Genomic DNA, 18,566 nt, shown 5'->3' on the forward strand with positions numbered 1-18,566 from the left:
TCTAACTTCCCAACTTTTTAACTTGCTACGGTTTCGGCAGTTCTACAATCTCAAACCAGTATTTGCTCAGGGTGCGCATTACGTCTACGAGCGAACTGAAGGTGACCGGCTTGGTGATGAAGGAGCTCACGCCCAGGTCGTAGGTGCGCAGGATGTCCTCTTCGGCCTTGGAGGTGGTGAGCACCACCACGGGCAGCACGCGCAGGTATTCATCGGCTTTTATTTCCTTCAGCGCCTCACGGCCGTCCTTTTTCGGCATGTTCAGGTCTAGCAGGATAAGGCCCGGCGTCTGATATTTTTCCTTGTCGGTAAAATTGCCGCGGTTGTGCAGGTAGTCCATCAGCTCTTCGCCGTTCTCCACAAACTGGATGGCATTGCTCAGCCGGTTCTCGTCCAGTGCCTCTTTTATGAGCATGCGGTCTTCGGCGTCGTCGTCAGCGATCAGTATCACGATAGGTCTATTCGATTTCATAGATGCTTATTCCTTCAGGTGAGTTTTTGCTAAAGTAACAATAAAATGCGTGCCCTCCCCCGGTTTACTTCTGGCTGTAATGTCGCCTCCGTGGCGGATCGCGATTTTACGGCAGATGGCCAGCCCTATACCGGAGCCCTCGTACTTCTGCCCCTCCAGCCGCTGGAAAATGTTGAAGATCCGGTCCAGGTACTTCTCTTCAAAGCCGATCCCGTTATCTTCCACATGCAGTTCCACCAATTCGTCGCCCGGGGTGGAGGTCATGTGGGCTTTCAGCTGTACTTCTTTGGCGTATACCTTTATCACAGGGTCTACATTCTCTTTGCGGAACTTGATGGCATTGCTGATCAGGTTTTGCAACAACTGGCGCAACTGGGTAGGCTCGGCCTGAATAACTGGCAGTTCCCCCACCTCCACTGTAGCGTGCGCGTTTTCGATGGCAATCTCCAGATCCGAGATCACGTCGTGCGCAATCTGGTTCAGGTCTGTGTCTACAAACGGCTTGGACTTGGAGGTAACCCTGGAAAAGGTCAACAGGTCGTTGATCAGGTTCTGCATCCGAACAGCAGCGTTGAGCATACGGTCCACGTAGTCCTTGCCCTGCTCGCTCAGGTTCTCGTACTCTTTTAGCTTGAGGCGGTCGCCGAAGGCCTGGATCTTGCGCAGGGGCTCCTGCAAGTCGTGCGATGACACGTAGGCGAAATCCTGCAGTTCGCGGTTGCTTCGCTCGAGTTCGGCGGCATAGCGGCGCAGGCGCTCTTCGGTTATTTTCTGGCGGGTGATGTCATGGATGAAGCCGGTGTATACCTTGCGGTCGGCCAGCTTCACTTCGCTGATGCTCAGGAATAGCGGGAAGATGGTACCGTCTTTTTTGAGTCCGGTTACCTCGCGGCCTATACCGATGATGCGCTTCTCGCCGGTCTCGTGGTAGTGGTGCATGTAGTTGTCATGCAGGCTGCGGTCAGGCTCTGGCATCAGCATGTTGATCTTCCGGCCAATCACCTCCGATTCGCCATAGCCGAACAGCCTGCAGGCGGAGGGATTGATCATCTCGATGACACCGCGCATGTCGATGGTGATGATGCCGTCTACAGCAGTCTGGATGATGGAGTTAATGCGGCTTTCGCTTTCGCGCAGCGCGACCTCCGTTTTTTTAAGATCGGTGATGTCGTGGATGATGCCCGTAAAGATCTGCTTGTCGTGCAGGTTCACCTCGCTGATGCTGAGCAGAAACGGAAACACGGTGCCGTTTTTCTTTTTGCCCAGTACTTCGCGTCCTTTGCCGATGATCTGCCCCACCCCCGTGCGGTGGTAGTTGTCCAGGTACTTATCGTGCAGGCTATGGTCGGGCTCCGGCATGAGCATGCTCACATTGTTGCCGATAATCTCGTCGGGCTGGTAGCCAAAAATATGCGCGGCCGCCGGGTTTACAGTCTCCACAACACCTCTGCGGTCGATGGTGATGATGCCGTCGATCGCCGTTTCGATGATGGCTTTCAGTCGCGACGCATTGTCTATCAGCTGATTTGATGAATTTTCGTACTCTTCCAAGTGTGTTTAATTTCCTAAATATAAGCAGTACGGCACTATTCTCAAAAAAGTGCTTGTATACCTGATTCAGGAGCATCCACTAAAATCGATTTGTATCGGCTCTGCTGCCCTTCATGTGCAGTTTCCATCACGAAATGCCCGCCCACACTTTCCCGCCTGGCCAGCGCGGCTTTCGTAATTAAGTCGGCTACAGTGAGCAGATTCTGCAGTTCCTGCACTTCCTGCTGTATACCTGTCATGTAGGCTATACCTTTCACCTTCCGTTGCAGGGCGTCTATTTTGGACTGGCAACTTGTAAGACCTTTTACGGATCGTACAATACCGGCCTGTTCCCAGAGTAGCTCTTGCAGTTTCGCACGGTTCCGTGCTATCTCAGCCCGCATACCCGGCCACAACACACCTACACAGTTTTTCTCCGTGGCCAGATCAGGTACAGTCTCCAATTGCTCTTGAAGTAATCCTGCCACATGCTCAGCAGCACTGTGTGCAAACACCACCCCCTCCAACAGCGAATTACTGGCGAGCCTATTTGCTCCATGCACGCCCGTACAAGCCACCTCCCCTATCGCGTAAAGCCTCTCAATGGAAGTTCGCCCCTGCAGATCCGTTTTAACGCCACCGCACTGGTAATGAGCCGCCGGCACAATGGGGATCAGCTGCTTTTCGACGTCAATGCCAATAGTGGTGCACTTATGATAAATAGAAGGAAAGTTCTCCCGCACCTTTCCGGCCGGCAGATGGCGCACGTCCAGGTATAGACAGGGACTGTGGTGGCGCTGCATTTCGGTAAGCACAGCGCGGGCCACAATGTCGCGTGGGGCCAGTGAGCCTAAGGGATGGTATAGGTGCATGAAGCGGCTGCCGTCGGGTAGGACCAGTTCTGCCCCCGCTCCCCGCAATGCCTCGCTGATCAGGAAGACCTCGCCGTTTGGTTGGTATAAGGCCGTCGGGTGAAACTGGAAGAACTCCATGTTCTGGATCTCGGCTCCCGCACGGGCCGCCATGGCCAGTCCGTCGCCGGTGGCTATACCTGGGTTGGTGGTGTACTGGTATACCTGTCCGGAGCCACCTGTGGCCAGCACCACCGCTTGTGCCCGTATAGACCGTACCTCCTGTGTGTGCAGATCCAGCACCTGTACGCCATAGCAAAACGTACCAGTGTTGCTGGTATCCGTGAGTAGTTCTATACCCATCTGATGTTCCTGCACGGAGATGTTCGGGTGGCGCCGCACAGCCTCTTCCAAAGCCTGCTGTATGCTGCGTCCCGTATGGTCTTTTACATGCACAATACGGTGGTGGCTGTGGCCGCCTTCCAGGCCAAGTGCCATTTCGCCAGATTCATTTTCGTCAAAACCCACGGCCATACCCTGCAGCCAGCGGATGGCAGCCGGGGCCTCCTGCACCAGTTGGCGGACAGCAGCTTCGTCGCAGAGCCCGGCGCCCGCCTCGAGTGTGTCCTGCACGTGCTGTTCAAAAGAGTCAGTCGGGTCGAGCACGGCGGCGATGCCCCCCTGCGCGTAGGCCGTGTTGGTTTCAGAAAAATTGACTTTGCAGAGCACGAGAACGCGGCCAAGGGCAGCGGCCTGCAAAGCAAACGTAAGCCCTGCAATGCCACTGCCCAACACCACGAAATCAAAATCTGGCACTTTCATTTCTAATGAATAGACAAAGGATATTTAGACAAAGGACAAAAGACTTCTTCACCATGTAGGCCAGCTATTTCATCTATCACCTTTACTTGTTTTCTGAACTTCTAATTTTATGAAAAGGCCAGCATCCGCTCGATTGGAAGCAGCGCTTTCTGACGAATTCCCTCTTCCAGGTCTACCGTATACAGTCGCTCCGATTCTGTACCAATAGCCCGCAGGGCCTGCAGCGTGCGCTGAATCGTGATCTGTTTCATGTGCGGACACTTGATGCAGGGCACGATGAACTCCTTCTCCGGATACAGGCCGCGCAGGGTCGCGCCCAGGTCACACTCTGAGCCCAAAATAAACTGACGCGACTTGCTTTCACCCACAAAGCGAAGGATGTCGGACGTGCTGCCTACTACACCACCGGCACCCGTCAGGGCATCGGCTACTGTATCGTCCGGCACTTCCCAGTGCACGAGCACCTGCGCCTCGGGGTACATCATTTTGAGTCCGTTGATGCGCTGCGGCGTGAACTGTTCGTGCACTTCGCACTTGCCCTCCCACAGGATCAGTTCCTTGCCGGTCTCCGCTTTGATGCGGGTCTGCAAGTTGCGGCCCATAAACAGGTCCGGCAGGAAGATCAGGCGATCCGAGTCAAAGGAACGGGCGATGTCCATGGCATTGCGGGAGGTGCAGCAGATGTCGGCTTCGGCTTTGGTCTCGGCGTAGGTGTTGATGTAGGCCACCACCGGCACGCCCGGATACTGCGCTTTGAGTTTGCGCACATCGGCACCTGTTATACTTTCGGCTAGGGAACAGCCTGCCTCAAAACTTGGCAGCAACACTTGCTTGGCGGGGTTCAGGATCTTGGCGGTTTCGGCCATGAACTTCACACCACAGAAAATGATATTGTCGGCTTCCACGCTCTTGGCGGCCACGCTCAGGCCAAGCGAATCACCCACAAAATCGGCGATGCCACCATCCTTGTGGTGCACCTGCAGCTCGGGCGACATGTAGAAGTGCGACAGGATCACCGCGTTCTTCTCTCGCTTCAGTTCCCGGATCTCTTCCACCACCTCCTGCAGGGCGGCAATCTCTTGGGTTTGGGCAAAAGGGTGCATGGCTCTGAATTTTTCAGAGAAGGCACCCTGTGTCAGGGTCGCTGTCATGGTATGTTTTAGAATGGTTTAAGCGATGCCGGGGACGGAGCCGTTCAGCATTTCTTCGGGTTGGTTTTTAATGAAATATTTTCCGGTTTTCACGTCGTCCACCAGACTCTGTATCGTTTTCTCGCGGAACACCTCCAGCAGATGGTTACGGTATACCTTGATTTCATCATGGAGCGGACAAGGGTGCTTATCAGAGCACTGTTTCATGCCCATGCCACATTTCCTGAAGGCCTCGAGCCCGTCGATGATGTTGATCACTTCCAGCAGGCTGATCTCGCTGGCCGGCCGGTGCAGGAAGAAACCGCCATGCGGACCTTTGATAGAGGCGATGACGCCTTTGCGCACCATGTCCTGCAGGATCTTGCCTATAAAATGGGTGGGCAGTTCCAGTTCGTTGGCTATCTCTTTTATGCCCACGCGCTTGCCTTCTTCATCCGCCATCGCGATGTACACGATGGAGCGCAGGGCGTATTCTGTTGTTTTCGAAAGCATAACCTTGTCTTAAATCGGGGTGCAAATCTATCAGGTATTTCCCAATTGTCGCATTCCTTCTTCACTTATCATCTCTGGCGTCCACGGCGGAAGCCATACCAATTCTACTTCAATCTCCAGATTCGGGAAGCGCTTGTCCAGCATTTGCCTGGCCGCTGTCGTGATAGTGCCACTCATCGGGCAGCCCGGCGTGGTTAACGTTAACTCAACATGCAGTTTCTCCTCCTCTTCCTTCAGGGTCACTTTATATACAAGCCCAAGATCGACAATGTTTATGCCGATTTCCGGGTCGATGATGTACTTGAGCGCTTCATACGCTTCGTTGACGATCTCCTGTTCCTGCGTTTTCATAATTTATAAAGCTCTGATTCCTGGGTCTCTGTTCATTTAATTGGCTCCCTTTGCTGCCTTTTCATAGCCGAAAGGCTTCAGGTCTTTCACCTTGTGCAGCAGCACTTTATACACGTTGCCCGCATACAGCACCGCCGCTATACTCAAAAGCACCGCCCCCAGCAAAATGACGGTCTGCTCGGCCAGTAGCACACCTGCCAGCAGGCTCACCAGCCCGACGATGTAGGCGATATTCTGCCAGCGTAGTAGCTTTACGCTATACATGTCCTTCGGCATGGGCGTCTTGAAGCGGCCCACGTAATCTTCATAGCTGTGCATCCATACGATAAAAGGGAGCGTCTTGAACGTCTGCCCCAGGATCAGCGCGGACACGAAGCCGAAGAAGATCGAGAGCCCGTACACCAGGTATAGCGCCGACAACAGGCGCTGCGGCAAACCGAACTGCAGCGTCACCACAAACACCAGCACAATCGGCAGGATCAGCAGCATCAGGGCTACGAAAGTTTGTTTCATACCCAGGTCCAGGTCCGGACGTTTACCAAGGCACTTGGCCTGGTACAGGAAGTAAAGGAAGCAGCCTATACCTGAAACGACCATGGCCGCATACACTGCATAGAAGCCGGTATGTACGAAAAGGTGGTCTGCCGCGAACAGCACGAGTCCACCGTTGATCAGGTAATAGCTCCAGTTCAGGCTCCGGGTATCTTCTGGGTGCGCCAGCAGGAACATCGGGATCAGTTTAGAGCCTACGCCTACGATCAGCAGCAGGAACCAGCCTGCCATACCAATGTGCGCGTGTAGTTGCAAATAATGCACATGGTCCTGCGGCAGAAACGGATACTGAAAGTTGAAGACCATCAGCACGCCGACCAGCCCGGTCGCTACCAGCCATACCACGGAAGTGACCATAAAATCGGCCTCTATTCCCCACTTCTTCACCTGCCTGGCTGTCTGCACCACGTTATAGGCAAAGAGCAGAAAAGATATAAAGAGCAGACAGGCCGCTATGTGCATAATCGTGCCCACCCAGAAATTCCAGAAAGAAACGGTGAGCAGCACCGTACCAGTCGACAGCAGCCCAAAAGCCCAGGTTCCGAGCTTCTCGCTGTAAAGCCGCACCTCCAGCACCACCGGCAGCAATTGATAGACCGATCCGAAAATGATCATCGTCGCCCAACCCAGCGCCGCTACGTGCGTTAGCGTGAGCAGCTTCGGGTGGAAGTAGTGTCCGCCAAATGCGTCGGTTGAAAAAACCAATAGCAGACACAGCACCACAAAAGACACCGCCGCGAAGGCGTAGTGCGGCAGCACAAGCCATTTAGAGGGTGAGTTGGATACTGTTGCGGCGCTCATGTGTTTGGTTGTTTATTGTTGGTTGTTTATTGTTGATTGTTAATTGTTGTTTGCCGGGGAAGGATTAACCCACCCCTGCCCTCCGAGGAGGGGATTACAGGAATGATCATCATCCCCCTGCCCCCTTCAAAGGGGGACATTCGCAGATGTAACTCTCTATTGAGTAAAATTTATGCAATTTAAAGATCAAAGAATCGACTACACTTATACCTGCCAATTGGCTATTACAGAAAAGTCCCCCTTTGAAGGGGGCAGGGGGATGACAATCGTTCCCTAAACTCCCTTCCTATTTGTAAAATTCCTTATTTCCTCCGCCAATCGAAATGACAAAAGTCATTCGAAAAGACAACATTGGTGCAGAATCTGCGCCCTCGCTCGTCTCTGGCGAGTGTGAGTTACTAGGCGGACTCTGGCCGCTAGTATCTGTGCCTGTCGGCACAAGTGGCGGGACGCCACCGGATAGCTCACACTCGCGGGACGCGAGCGAGGGCATTACTTGAATATCAACAAATACACCTCGTTCGGCCCTACTTCCTTTATGCTTACCTTAAATCCCCGCTCCATCAATTGCGGCAGCAGGAACTGCGGCACTTTGCGGTGCTGCACGTACAAAGCCTCCCCTTCTGGCAGCGTTTCCAGTGCACCGAGGATGGACACCATCGGCTGTGGCATCTCCATCTGGCGCACGTCTATTAGCTGCAGCTTACCGCTATACCTGGCCAGCAGTTCATCAAAGCTTTCCTCAGTAGAAGCTTCGGCTATTTCTACCCTTTTACCTACCGACTCCCTTTTAAAATAGGTCTTCACCAGGCTAGGCCCCAGCGTTTCGGTATAGTAGGCAAAGCCTTTGGGACGCACGATGGCGATCAGCGGAATCGGTTCGAAGGTGTTCACAATGCAGAGCACCTGTTCGGGACTCAGCTTGTTCACCGCATCCATGATCTGCAAGAACGGGTCGTCGCCTTTGGCGATCGTATCGCGCACGTCCAGCACGATGGTGTTTTCCTGATCCAGGTTCGCCATAAAGGCGGGTTTTTCAAGAACGTCGGCTTCCATAGGGATTGCCCTCTTGTTGTGGGTTGGTTTTGACGCGATGCTGAAGCCCAGCGGTTCCAGCTTTTCATAAAAATCCTCCACCCGGCACTTGCCTATGCGGGCGGCATCGGCGATGGTCACGCGCGACGCCAGCACCTTGCGCAGTACGGGGTTCCGCAGCTTCTCAAAGTGCTTGTTGATCGACACGATGGCCTCAATCGCCGCAGGGTTCTCCCGCAGAATAGTGGATATTCGGGTGGTGGCAGAAAGCTCCATGGTTAGGCTACTTTTTTATTTTCCCAAAAAGCAGGCAGAAACTCGTCTTTTGGCTCCTGCAGGTCATGCTCCAGCAATCTGCCCACATCGGCCAGTTCCTCCGGATCGGCCACGGTTTGCAGGTATGGGAACAGCTCACGTTCCTCCCAGCGGATGTGGTCGGTCAGGTCCTGTTGCAAAGTTGCGATAAGAGAGGTATTCAGGTTCTTTTGCTCGTTGATCAGCTCGATGATCGCCGCGATCAGTTGGTGCTCTTCGTGCAGCCTGATAGAGTTCACATCATCTTTGGGCAAAAGCCTTTTCACAATCACTTCCTCTTCCTGGCAATGCGCTTTCAGAATGTTTTTCCAGAAATAATCAATGTACTGGCGCATCAGCTCAAAGGAAGTGCCGTTGGCCATACCTTGCTTCAGTTTCCAGCAGAACAGCAGCCCGAAGTGGTGCTCCCGTGAGAGCGGTACCAGGCTTTTGTCGCGTTTCAATGGTTTTGGTTTTGTTGCAGTTGTCATAGTTGTGGTGTTTTACCTCCCCCCAACCCCCTCCTAAAAACAGGAGGGGGAGCTGAGAAGGGTTGTTGTTTTCATTGCTTTTATTCATCTGGGGTGTTTGCTCACTGATGTAAGCACACCCCTGCCCCTCCCAAGAGGGGAATCTTCGATCTCTAACTTTCTTCAGGTATAAGCGCTGTTGCTTTTGTATACCTGTGCACGATTGTCATCCCCCTGCCCCCTTCGAAGGGGGACTATTCTGCACGATAACTCCCCTCTTGGGAGGGGCAGGGGTGTGTCAATCGTCCCAAAACTCCCTCCCCTGTTTTTAGGGGAGGGCCGGGGTGGGGTTAATTCAGCACTTCTTTCTCCAATTCCACCGCTTTTACGAACAGCACGTTGTTCTCGAGGTGGATGTGGCGGTGCAGGTCTTCCTCGAACTCCTGTAGTTTCGAGAACATTACTCTATACGTAGCGCAGGCGTCGGCTGGCAGGGTATAGTCGTCGGTGAGTCTGCGGATGGCTTCCAGTTCACCGCCAGCTGCTTCGTGCTCCATCTCCATCATGTTGATCGGGTTCTGGATGCTGCCGAAGGCCGGACGGTCGATCTTCACGCCGTTTTTCTTGGCTTCTGCCATTTGCTTGATGAAGGGGAACAGCACACGCTCTTCTTTCGGCATGTGGGCCTCCAGCTCGTTGGCGATGTTCACAAAGTGCTTGGCCACTTCAATCACTTCCGGGTGACGGCTGCCGTGTACACGGGCTACTTTAGTGGTATATTCATAAAGCGTCGGGATGGCCTCACGCACATAGCTGTGGTGCATGTTCACGATGTAGTCGCCCAGGAAGCCCAGGTCCCACTTCTCGTATTCGTTGCCGCGTGCAGAGGCGCTGCCTGTCTCAGGTATAGCGTTGAGTTCGTTTTCTACTACTTCAGGGTTGATGCCTTTTTCTTCGCACACTTGCTTCAGCGATTTCTTGCCACCGCAGCAAAAGTCAATGCCGTATTTTTTGAACACCTGCGCTTTGCGGTAGTCTTTGGCTACCAGTTCGCCTACACTCTCTCCTTCTTCTTGTGTCAGTTTTTGAATCTTCACTTCCCAGATCTCCGGGCCTTGCAACAGGTACTCCCACTTAAAGGTATTGCCGCGCTCGCCCAGCAGTTGGTAGTACAGTGGCTTCGGGTCGTGGTCGTTGTGAATCACAAAAGCTTCGCCGCCATTCAGGTTGTCAAACCATTGGAAAATGGTCGGGTGCTTCATGCGTGGTTCCAGTACTGTTACGTCTAATTTTTCTATGGTTTCCATGGTGTTTTTTTTTGTAGATTAACGGTTGTAAATGATTGCCGATGTAAAAGTATACACTAGGAAAACAAAATAAAAGATAAAAAGGTCTTTTTTTCTTAAATATTTTTCTGATATATTTATGAAACCATTTATACAAGCTTCGCACAGGTATTAAACCACTGATAATCATATCATTAAATCAAAAGCCATTTTATGAAAAAAGAGAAAACAAAAAGCGGTGGCCTCCCCATCCCCCGTTATTTTACCCGGCAAGGTGAGAGCGCCTATACCTTGTTTGACTATGAAAAAAGGTCCTCCACCATCCGCGACCCTACCGGAGCGATCGTGGCTGAGATAAAGGACGTGGAAGTGCCTGCGAACTGGTCGCAGATCGCGACGGATATCCTGGCGCAGAAGTACCTGCGCAGGGCGGGCGTGCCGCAGCCGGATGGCAGTACGGGATCAGAAAAATCGGTGAAGCAGGTGGTGCACCGGCTGGCGGATTGCTGGAGAAGTTGGGGAGAAGGGAATGGCTACTTTAAGACAAAGGAAGACGCCCAGGCGTTCTATGACGAGCTGGTGTACATGCTCCTCGGGCAGTACGCCGCGCCCAACTCACCGCAGTGGTTCAACACGGGTCTCTACAACTCCTATAAACTAAAAGGCAAGGCGCAGGGACACTACTATGTAGATCACCTGACGGAAGAGCTAAAAGAGTCAACTTCGGCTTACGAGCGTCCGCAGCCGCATGCCTGTTTTATACTGGCCGTGGATGATGACCTCGTAAACAAAGGCGGCATCATGGACCTGTGGGTGCAGGAAGCCCGTATTTTCAAGTATGGCTCCGGTGTGGGCACCAATTTCTCCAACATACGCGGCAAAGACGAAGCGCTGGGCGGCGGCGGCAGTTCTTCCGGGCTGATGTCGTTCCTGAAGATTGGCGACCGCGCGGCTGGCGCGATTAAGTCAGGCGGTACGACAAGGCGGGCGGCCAAAATGGTGTGCCTTGACCTGGACCACCCCGAGATTGTGGATTTCATCAACTGGAAAAAAGAAGAAGAGAAAAAAGTAGCAGCCCTGATTGAGGCCGGCTACTCCTCGGACTACAACGGCGAAGCCTACCAGACCGTGTCGGGGCAGAACTCGAACAACTCGGTGCGCGTGCCAAATAACTTCTTCAAGGCGCTCCATAATAATGAACCGTGGCACCTGCATGCCCGCTCCACCGGCAAGGTGATGAAGTCTATACCTGCCAGTGAGTTGTGGAACCAGATAGCCGACGCCGCCTGGTCATGCGCCGACCCGGGACTGCAATTCGACACGACTATTAACGAGTGGCATACCTGTCCCGCCGAAGGGCCTATTCGCGCCTCAAACCCGTGCTCGGAGTACATGTTCCTCGACAACACGGCCTGCAACCTCGCCTCGCTCAACCTGATTCGCTTTTTTGATGCTTCCACGCAGACCTTTGATGTAACCGCTTACCGCCACGCCTGCCGTCTCTGGACCATGGTGCTGGAGATTTCGGTGCTGATGGCGCAGTTCCCTTCCGAAGAAGTGGCGCAACGCTCCTACGACTACCGCACCATCGGGCTCGGCTATGCCAACCTCGGCGCTTTGCTGATGGTACAGGGACTGGCCTACGACAGTGACGAAGCCCGCACGGTGGCCGCCGCGCTCACCGCGATTATGACGGGTACCTCCTACGCGACTTCTGCCGAGATGGCCGCCGAACTGGGCGCTTTTCCGAAGTATAAGCCTAACGCAGAAGCCATGCTGCGCGTCATCCGCAATCACCGGGCGGCCGCGCACAACACCCCCGAAGCCTACGAGGGTCTATCTATACCTGCGCAGCCGCTCGACCCTGCCCTTTGTCCCGATTACCTGCTCCAGGCCGCCTGCGCCGCGTGGGACGAAGCCCTTGAACTGGGACAAAAGCACGGCTACCGCAACGCACAGGCCACGGTCATCGCTCCGACGGGCACCATTGGTTTGCTGATGGACTGCGACACGACGGGCGTAGAGCCGGACTTTGCGCTGGTGAAGTACAAGAAGCTGGCTGGTGGCGGTTATTTCAAAATCATCAACCAGTCTATACCTGCCGCGCTGCGCAAACTGGGCTATACCGAAGCCGAAATGCAGGCCATCGTGAACTACGCCAAAGGCCACGCCACATTCAAAGGCGCTCCGCACATCAACGAGACCTCACTGGCTGCTGCCGGTTTCACGCCAGAAGAAATACAGCAACTGGAAGCGGGCCTGTTGACGGCCTACGACGTGGCCTCGCTGTTCAGTGTCTATAACCTGGGAGAAGCTTGTCTGCAGCGGCTGGGTTTTGTGCCAGAGCTCTACAATCTGCCTGATTTCAACCTGTTGCGCGCCCTGGGCTATACCTACCAACAGATAGAAGAAGCCAGTGACTACATCTGCGGCACCATGACCACCGAAGGCGCACCCTACCTGCGCCAAGAACATTACCCGGTGTTTGACTGCGCAAACCGTTGCGGGCACAAGGGCAAGCGTTTCATCAAGCCCGAAGGACACATCCAGATGATGGCCGCCGTGCAGCCGTTCATTTCGGGGGCCATCTCCAAGACCATCAACCTGCCCAACGAAACCACCCGCGAAGAAGTGGCCCGTTGCTACCACCTGTCCTGGGAACTGGGGCTGAAGGCCTGTTCGATTTACCGCGACGGCAGCAAGCTCTCGCAGCCGCTCTCGTCGGGCAGCAAGAAGGCCGAAACCGACAAAGCAACAGACATGGAAGCACCGCAGACCGACAACAGCATTAGCGCCGAACAGGTGTTGCAGGCGGCCAAGGCCATTCTGGAAGACGCCGCCAACGAGCCGTTCCGCAAGCAACTGGCCCACATGGTGGAGCGCCGCAAACTGCCGGACAAGCGCACCGGTTTCACCCAGAAAGCCAAGATTGACGGCCATACCGTGTACATCCGCACGGGCGAGTACCCGAACGGTGAGTTGGGCGAAGTGTTCATCGACATGTACAAGGAAGGCGCTTCGTTCCGCTCCATCCTCAACTGTTTCGCCATTGCGGTGTCGCTGGGGCTGCAGTACGGCGTGCCGCTGGAGGAGTTCGTGAACCGCTTCACCTTCACCCGCTTCGAGCCGGCGGGCCGCGTGGAGCACCCCAACATCAAGTCTGCCACCTCGGTCTTCGACTATCTCTTCCGCCTCCTCGGCTACGAGTACCTAAAGCGCGAAGACCTCGTGCATGTGCCAAGTGAGAAGAACCAGGAACCTGCCCCGCCCTTGGCCCCTGCTATACCTGCCGTCGCCACGCCAGCGGCCCAGCCCGAGCCAGCCACCGACGTGAAAGCCAATGGCTATACCCTGGTGAAGCAGAGCCGAACCGTGCTGATGGAACAGACCCAGCAAGTGCTGGCCAGCATGATGGGCGACGCCCCCATCTGCAACGTCTGCGGCCACATCACCATCCGCTCGGGCACGTGCTACAAATGCCTGAACTGTGGGAATAGTTTGGGGTGTAGTTGATTGAGTTAAATGGAAATAAAACAGGAGCGTCTAGGTATAGGCGCTCCTGTTTCATTTGTTTTGATGTTTGAACTTGGCAATTATAGAAAAAGGGCTATATTAGCTTCTTTTAATACAGATGGGATGAAACAGAGAGATTAAAAAAAATTGTTAGTTTAGATAAAGCGACCTTTAGTATATCCCATATAAGTACCATAGTGATTTTTACATTATTGTTAGCCTAAATATTATAATATGAATTTAAAATTTACATTAATCTTGATCATATTCTTAAAATTTAGCACTGCATTCTCGCAAGAGAAGATAAGTGTCGCAATTGTGGGTTCTGATACATATATCGAAACTTATAGCAAGTCTTATTATAATAGCGAACTGTCACTTGATAAAGCATATAGATTAGGGCCAGGAGCATTATCTACACTTAAACAGGGTATCAAAAAAGCTATTGAATGGAGCACGCTAAATGAAACCCATCAAAAAGGTTTTGAAAAAGAGATTTGTCGTTTTAAAGTCATGAAAAAAGAGTTGTATAAGTTTCATGGTTACGTCGACGGTTTTACTTCTGAAATGACTTTATTATTTAAAGGATATGAAGATGGGTCTTTTGACCTAGTTATTAGACCATATAATTCGAGCTTTGATAAATTTATTGAATTTAACGATAAAGGAATGGTTAAGAAATTTAACAATCTTTTACATGGAAAATCGGCGAATAAGGAAATAGATGATATTTTTAATTAAAAATAAACAATATAATTAAAATTATATCAAACTGATTTCCAGTCACATAAATCATCAAAAGCCAATAACAAAAATATAAAATGGAAACAATAATCTTTTTAGCAATAAACATTGGAGTTTGCTATCTAATAGCAAAATCTGGAGAAAAGCGAAAAATTGGATTCGGCTGGAGTTTCTTCATAAGTTTATTTTTATCACCAATTGTCGGTGGGATAATTACCTTATTAAGCTCTAAATTAGAAACCAATATTCTGTAAAATGAAAAAATCATTTGGTTACATCTTTATAGCCATAGCAGTATTAAATGTTATTGGTTTTACTTACTTAGTGATTTCGAATCCTAACAAATTATCAAATAACTTAGAATACTTCTTAAAGAAAATATTCTTTGCTATCGGTGTTGGGGGATTGGGATTATGGTTAATACAGTCATCAAATAAAAGGGATAAAGACAAACTGTCTATAACCAATAAAAACATCGAAAATGCCACCCATACCAAGGTTCAATAATATTCTATTTTATCTTTGGGTTTGGCTCTATAAAACTAATGTGAGTATTGTTATAAGATTTATATAATGAAGATATCATTATCACAAATTAAAAACGATAGGACTACTAATATAGCTACTCGATGCCCTCATTGTGGACACTTTGGCACATTTACTCCTGTAGCTGGCAGTGACGTACGCACATATCATAATGAACATAACAGGGGAGAAGTCACAACTAATTTCTTAGGTATAAGAAGATGTCCAAATGAAAGGTGTCATGGACACCTATTTTTCATTGCTGGCAATAACCGAGATGTGCTTTTAACATCTCCTAGCGAAACTATTCCTTTTGACAAGGAAAACATTCCAGAAAAAGTTTTGAATGCTTTTGAAGAAGCAATCAAATGTCATTCTAATTCTTGCTTCATTGCTTCAGCAATAATGATTAGAAAAACATTAGAAGAAATTTGTATTGATAGAGGTGCAACTGGGAAAAATTTATATCTAAAGCTCCAAGACCTTGGGGGTAAAATTTTAATACCTCAAGAGCTTTTGGCAGGCATGAACGAGTTAAGATTATTGGGAAATGATGCTGCTCATATTGAAGCACAAACTTTTAGCGATATTGGAAAAGAAGAAATTGAAGTCTCTTTAGAGTTTGCCAAGGAGATTTTGAAAGCAGTATATCAGTATGATAACTTACTTAAACGGCTTAAAAAACTGAAAGAGAAAAATAACACTGTCTCATAATACAGCCTAGAAAAAAGCTTCTTCACGATATATCCAAATCTGATAGCATTTTAATAATTAAAGAATTAGAGTGCACGCTAAGGGCAACGTAATACTTTAGCCACCGAATTTATAAATCCTGAGAATCTTTAAATCCTGTAAATCCTGATTCAGACAACCTCCCCACCCCACTCACCTTCAACCCCCGCTGCCCCAGAAAGAACACCCCCAAGCCCAGCGGCATAGGCACACTCGCCCAGAACATCAGCCAGCTGAAACTCGGCAAAGCCATCAGCCCCAGCCAGAGGAAAGTACCTTGTCCGAACATCAGCAATTCCGTGGCGAAGAAGCCGGCCAGAAAAAGCGTCAGGCCGACACCGCCATACCTTCCGAGTCGGCAGAGCCCTTGCTGCAAGAGGAAACCCAGCACAAACAGCGACACAAAGCCGAGTAGCGACAGGTGCAGGTAACCGATGATGAAGTAGCGCAGTTTATAGGCCAGGTCCGCCATGTAAGGGAAAGCAGAAACTGTCTGCAGCACCAGTTTCAGCACGAAAAACACGAGCGCTATACCTACCAGGCCGCACACCCACGGCTTGAGAAGGCCCACCACTTTCCCCCATACCTGCTGCACTACTTTTATTAGGTATAGCAGACCCGCTAGTTGCATCGCTACAGCCACATAGCCTATGGCGTATACCCAGTCGGCCGGTTGAGTCCACAGCACCGAGAGTGCATAGGCAGGTAGACAGGCCAGTGCCAGTAGCCAGAAAGCTCGCATGGCCCAGCTTCGGTTGAAGTATACCTGGTGGTGCTCCAGAAACCAGAACAAAAGCCCGAGCACCGCAAAGGTGAACCAACCGTTGTACTGGAAATGCAGGTAGAAATAGATGGCCGAGTAATAGAGTTCACCGCCAATCGTGCCCTTCGCCATAATCGGCCCCATTGCCCACGGACCGATAGACGACACCACCATAAATAGCAAGGCCGCCCCGATGTACTTCAGGGAAGTGGCATGCGTGCCGGTGTCGACGTTACCCTGCACATGCTTCCAGTAGCTGCGGGCAAACCAGTAGCTAAGCAAAATATGCATCGTCGAAAAGATAATGGAAAACAGCGCATAGCCCTGCACCGGAAAAGTGAACAGCATGCCCAGCACCGATACCTGCGTCAGGAAAAACTGCCGCCGGAAAGAGGTGCGTGCCTCTGCTGTCACAGCCGGAAAAATGTAAAGCAAGGCCGCAAAAAAAGCGCAGTAGAGCCAGCCCAGCAAAGCCACATGCGAGTGCGCATGCAGGAAGTTTTTGTAGTTGACGCCATCTATTGGCGACACCATCAGCCAGCGCAGAAAAAGGCCCAACATGGCCACCAGCACTAAATACCCCAGCGCGATGCGAGCCCGCATCAAGGTATCCTGTCCTGTCTGTGGCAATTGCCGCAGCCTTTCCCTGACTTCTGTCATCGTTTACTCAAAGTACTGGTTGTATTCTTTTAGCCGCTCACTTACGCGCGCGAAAGCTGCTTCAGACTGGTGCTCGTCTTTCTCAGCCAACAGGTTCACGTCCTCCACCAGCGGCATCAGGTATACGTGCAGCATATCGTGGGCAGGGCCTTTCATGCGGCAGTCTTTGAAGAGCTGTTGCATTTCTGCTTTCATCGATGTGCCCAGATCGTTGTAAGCGGCCGCCGAATTGTTCTCCGCCTGCGCGTTGAACTCCTGCACCATACCTTGCAACTGGGCCATGTGGCGGTTGGTCGGCTCGTCGGCTTTCCAGCGCTCGGTGCCATTCAGGGCCAGGGTTTGCTCTTCGTGCACCACTTCGGTATGTTCTGTTTCCAGGTCACGCTCGGTTCCGCACATGGAGGTTAAACTGGCCAGGAAAATCGCAATGATAACTAGTTTCATGTTACTGATTGTTTTATTAGACAGTTGAAGTTATGGACAAAGGAATTTCTGGACAAAAGACAAAGTACACTAGTGTTTTTAAACAAAGGACAAAAGACTAATTGACAAATGAGGAATGCAAGTCATGCAGTTGAAGATAATTCATTTCTAAATCACGCGTCCTTTGTCTTTTGTCAAAATGTCCTTTGTCAAAATCATAAATCAAGACAGGACTTCCTGCTCTTCTCCTGTCACAGGTATAGCCTGCTGCACCAGCCGTAGCAGATCCTGCTGCAGCGACTGGCTGCGGTCTTTGGCATACAGAATATGCACCAGATTGTGAATGTCTTCTTTCGCCGCATTTGGGTGTTTCTCCTTAAACTGCAACACCTCCTCCAGTATCGCAAGCGGTCGCGGTCCCCAGGTAAAGAGTCGCTCGTTGGTTTCAGCGTTCAGGCAGATCAGCTTAGGTATAGCACGGCTGCCGTTGGTGAGGCAGGTGTCCATCCAGGCCGGGTTTTCGTCGCGCAGAATGATGGTCAGCTCGATCGTCGGCACCGCATCGGCGATGGCGGCCAAAGCCGGCAGCTGCTGCGCGCCGTCTCCGCACCACGACTCTACAAGCACCACCCAATGCCACTCCGGGCGCGGCTGTTGCAGGGCCGCCAACAGTTCCGGATCTAGTTTGAACTGTTTCTCCACACGCTTCATGCGCTGCAGATTGAGTTTGGTAAAAGCTATGCGCTCTTCGGTCTGCTCCGGACCTGAAGTCAGGTTATCAGCCACCAGTTGCTCCACCAGCAGTCTGTAGCTCTGATAGGTCAGCGGATTGATAAGTTCGGGGGTGAGTATATCGGGGGTGTTCATGTGTTAAATTTAAATTTCATGCAATTCTACCTATTTCCACCTCTACATAAAATGACTTAAGTCACTCACACACAATATTTAACAAACCTTATTTCAGCTGTAAAAACAAATACACATAAAATGATCTATGTCATTATTTGGACTAACTATACTCATTTTCGGGGTGTAGGAACAGGGCTAACTTGTGCCTTCATCCAGGCTCAAATTTACCTGCCATGCTGTATCGATTATT

18 protein-coding genes are annotated in these 18,566 nt (G+C 51.3%); 5 read left to right on the forward strand and 13 right to left on the reverse strand.

The window, feature by feature from the left end; all coding sequences use genetic code 11:
- Positions 1 to 25: 25 nt before the first annotated feature.
- The 10 genes from IEV97_RS08295 to ric all read right to left on the reverse strand — a co-directional run bounded on the left by IEV97_RS08295 (position 26) and on the right by ric (position 10,128).
- Positions 26 to 472, reverse strand: a complete 447-nt coding sequence (locus tag IEV97_RS08295) for a response regulator (RefSeq protein ID WP_188501061.1) — start codon at positions 470 to 472, stop codon at positions 26 to 28.
- A gap of 6 nt (positions 473 to 478) precedes the next feature.
- Positions 479 to 2,023, reverse strand: coding sequence for a sensor histidine kinase (locus tag IEV97_RS08300; RefSeq protein WP_188501062.1), 1,545 nt, complete (start codon positions 2,021 to 2,023; stop codon positions 479 to 481).
- 41 nt (positions 2,024 to 2,064) lie between these two features.
- Positions 2,065 to 3,675, reverse strand: a complete 1,611-nt coding sequence (gene nadB, locus IEV97_RS08305) for an L-aspartate oxidase (protein ID WP_188501063.1) — start codon at positions 3,673 to 3,675, stop codon at positions 2,065 to 2,067.
- Positions 3,676 to 3,782: 107 nt separating this feature from the next.
- On the reverse strand, positions 3,783 to 4,826 hold the full coding sequence (gene nadA, locus IEV97_RS08310) for a quinolinate synthase NadA (RefSeq protein ID WP_188501064.1): 1,044 nt from the start codon (positions 4,824 to 4,826) through the stop codon (positions 3,783 to 3,785).
- A gap of 18 nt (positions 4,827 to 4,844) precedes the next feature.
- Positions 4,845 to 5,318 carry an RrF2 family transcriptional regulator gene (locus tag IEV97_RS08315; protein ID WP_188501065.1) on the reverse strand — a complete coding sequence of 158 codons (474 nt, stop codon included), beginning with the start codon at positions 5,316 to 5,318 and terminating at the stop codon, positions 4,845 to 4,847.
- Between the two features lie 30 nt (positions 5,319 to 5,348).
- Positions 5,349 to 5,669, reverse strand: coding sequence for a metal-sulfur cluster assembly factor (locus IEV97_RS08320; RefSeq protein WP_188501066.1), 321 nt, complete (start codon positions 5,667 to 5,669; stop codon positions 5,349 to 5,351).
- A gap of 36 nt (positions 5,670 to 5,705) precedes the next feature.
- Positions 5,706 to 7,022, reverse strand: coding sequence for a heme-copper oxidase family protein (locus tag IEV97_RS08325; protein WP_188501067.1), 1,317 nt, complete (start codon positions 7,020 to 7,022; stop codon positions 5,706 to 5,708).
- A 492-nt stretch (positions 7,023 to 7,514) separates the two neighbouring features.
- Entirely contained in the window at positions 7,515 to 8,333 is an 819-nt protein-coding gene (locus tag IEV97_RS08330) for a DUF2249 domain-containing protein (protein ID WP_188501068.1), read from the reverse strand.
- A 2-nt stretch (positions 8,334 to 8,335) separates the two neighbouring features.
- A complete protein-coding gene (locus IEV97_RS08335; protein ID WP_188501069.1) occupies positions 8,336 to 8,842 on the reverse strand; it encodes a hemerythrin domain-containing protein in 507 nt (168 codons plus the stop codon).
- Positions 8,843 to 9,171: 329 nt separating this feature from the next.
- On the reverse strand, positions 9,172 to 10,128 hold the full coding sequence (ric, locus tag IEV97_RS08340; protein ID WP_188501070.1) for an iron-sulfur cluster repair di-iron protein: 957 nt from the start codon (positions 10,126 to 10,128) through the stop codon (positions 9,172 to 9,174).
- Positions 10,129 to 10,320: 192 nt separating this feature from the next.
- Here ric and IEV97_RS08345 point away from each other — a divergent pair, with 192 nt between their 5' ends.
- The 5 genes from IEV97_RS08345 (at position 10,321) to IEV97_RS08365 (ending at position 15,603) form a co-directional block, all read left to right on the forward strand.
- Positions 10,321 to 13,620 (forward strand): vitamin B12-dependent ribonucleotide reductase, encoded by a 3,300-nt coding sequence (locus IEV97_RS08345; RefSeq protein WP_188501071.1) that lies wholly within the window; start codon positions 10,321 to 10,323, stop codon positions 13,618 to 13,620.
- A gap of 234 nt (positions 13,621 to 13,854) precedes the next feature.
- A complete protein-coding gene (locus IEV97_RS08350; protein WP_188501072.1) occupies positions 13,855 to 14,361 on the forward strand; it encodes a hypothetical protein in 507 nt (168 codons plus the stop codon).
- Positions 14,362 to 14,441: 80 nt separating this feature from the next.
- Positions 14,442 to 14,618 carry a hypothetical protein gene (locus IEV97_RS08355; protein WP_188501073.1) on the forward strand — a complete coding sequence of 59 codons (177 nt, stop codon included), beginning with the start codon at positions 14,442 to 14,444 and terminating at the stop codon, positions 14,616 to 14,618.
- Position 14,619: 1 nt separating this feature from the next.
- Complete coding sequence (locus tag IEV97_RS08360; RefSeq protein WP_188501074.1) at positions 14,620 to 14,871, forward strand: hypothetical protein; 252 nt, start codon at positions 14,620 to 14,622, stop codon at positions 14,869 to 14,871.
- A 66-nt stretch (positions 14,872 to 14,937) separates the two neighbouring features.
- The gene (locus IEV97_RS08365) at positions 14,938 to 15,603 is read left to right on the forward strand and encodes a DUF4145 domain-containing protein (RefSeq protein WP_188501075.1); all 666 of its coding nucleotides are present in this window, start codon (positions 14,938 to 14,940) and stop codon (positions 15,601 to 15,603) included.
- A 109-nt stretch (positions 15,604 to 15,712) separates the two neighbouring features.
- Here the strand turns inward: IEV97_RS08365 and IEV97_RS08370 are convergent, their stop codons facing one another.
- From IEV97_RS08370 to IEV97_RS08380, 3 genes are all read right to left on the reverse strand, one after another.
- Complete coding sequence (locus IEV97_RS08370) at positions 15,713 to 17,044, reverse strand: hypothetical protein (RefSeq protein ID WP_188501076.1); 1,332 nt, start codon at positions 17,042 to 17,044, stop codon at positions 15,713 to 15,715.
- Between the two features lie 3 nt (positions 17,045 to 17,047).
- Positions 17,048 to 17,488, reverse strand: a complete 441-nt coding sequence (locus IEV97_RS08375) for a hypothetical protein (protein ID WP_188501077.1) — start codon at positions 17,486 to 17,488, stop codon at positions 17,048 to 17,050.
- 201 nt (positions 17,489 to 17,689) lie between these two features.
- Positions 17,690 to 18,334, reverse strand: coding sequence for a thioredoxin family protein (locus IEV97_RS08380; RefSeq protein WP_188501078.1), 645 nt, complete (start codon positions 18,332 to 18,334; stop codon positions 17,690 to 17,692).
- Between the last annotated feature and the right edge of the window lie 232 nt (positions 18,335 to 18,566).

The organism is Pontibacter amylolyticus, assembly GCF_014638845.1.
Classification (GTDB): Bacteria; Bacteroidota; Bacteroidia; order Cytophagales; family Hymenobacteraceae; genus Pontibacter; species Pontibacter amylolyticus.

Bases quoted from the DNA above. Each gene is read 5' to 3' on its own strand.
- IEV97_RS08295 (WP_188501061.1), bottom strand. From the start codon at position 472: ATGAAATCGAATAGACCTATCGTGATACTGATCGCTGACGACGACGCC.
- nadB (WP_188501063.1), bottom strand. From the start codon at position 3,675: ATGAAAGTGCCAGATTTTGATTTCGTGGTGTTGGGCAGTGGCATTGCA.
- nadA (WP_188501064.1), bottom strand. From the start codon at position 4,826: ATGACAGCGACCCTGACACAGGGTGCCTTCTCTGAAAAATTCAGAGCC.
- IEV97_RS08315 (WP_188501065.1), bottom strand. From the start codon at position 5,318: ATGCTTTCGAAAACAACAGAATACGCCCTGCGCTCCATCGTGTACATC.
- IEV97_RS08320 (WP_188501066.1), bottom strand. From the start codon at position 5,669: ATGAAAACGCAGGAACAGGAGATCGTCAACGAAGCGTATGAAGCGCTC.
- IEV97_RS08325 (WP_188501067.1), bottom strand. From the start codon at position 7,022: ATGAGCGCCGCAACAGTATCCAACTCACCCTCTAAATGGCTTGTGCTG.
- IEV97_RS08330 (WP_188501068.1), bottom strand. From the start codon at position 8,333: ATGGAGCTTTCTGCCACCACCCGAATATCCACTATTCTGCGGGAGAAC.
- IEV97_RS08335 (WP_188501069.1), bottom strand. From the start codon at position 8,842: ATGACAACTGCAACAAAACCAAAACCATTGAAACGCGACAAAAGCCTG.
- ric (WP_188501070.1), bottom strand. From the start codon at position 10,128: ATGGAAACCATAGAAAAATTAGACGTAACAGTACTGGAACCACGCATG.
- IEV97_RS08345 (WP_188501071.1), top strand. From the start codon at position 10,321: ATGAAAAAAGAGAAAACAAAAAGCGGTGGCCTCCCCATCCCCCGTTAT.
- IEV97_RS08350 (WP_188501072.1), top strand. From the start codon at position 13,855: ATGAATTTAAAATTTACATTAATCTTGATCATATTCTTAAAATTTAGC.
- IEV97_RS08355 (WP_188501073.1), top strand. From the start codon at position 14,442: ATGGAAACAATAATCTTTTTAGCAATAAACATTGGAGTTTGCTATCTA.
- IEV97_RS08360 (WP_188501074.1), top strand. From the start codon at position 14,620: ATGAAAAAATCATTTGGTTACATCTTTATAGCCATAGCAGTATTAAAT.
- IEV97_RS08365 (WP_188501075.1), top strand. From the start codon at position 14,938: ATGAAGATATCATTATCACAAATTAAAAACGATAGGACTACTAATATA.
- IEV97_RS08370 (WP_188501076.1), bottom strand. From the start codon at position 17,044: ATGACAGAAGTCAGGGAAAGGCTGCGGCAATTGCCACAGACAGGACAG.
- IEV97_RS08375 (WP_188501077.1), bottom strand. From the start codon at position 17,488: ATGAAACTAGTTATCATTGCGATTTTCCTGGCCAGTTTAACCTCCATG.
- IEV97_RS08380 (WP_188501078.1), bottom strand. From the start codon at position 18,334: ATGAACACCCCCGATATACTCACCCCCGAACTTATCAATCCGCTGACC.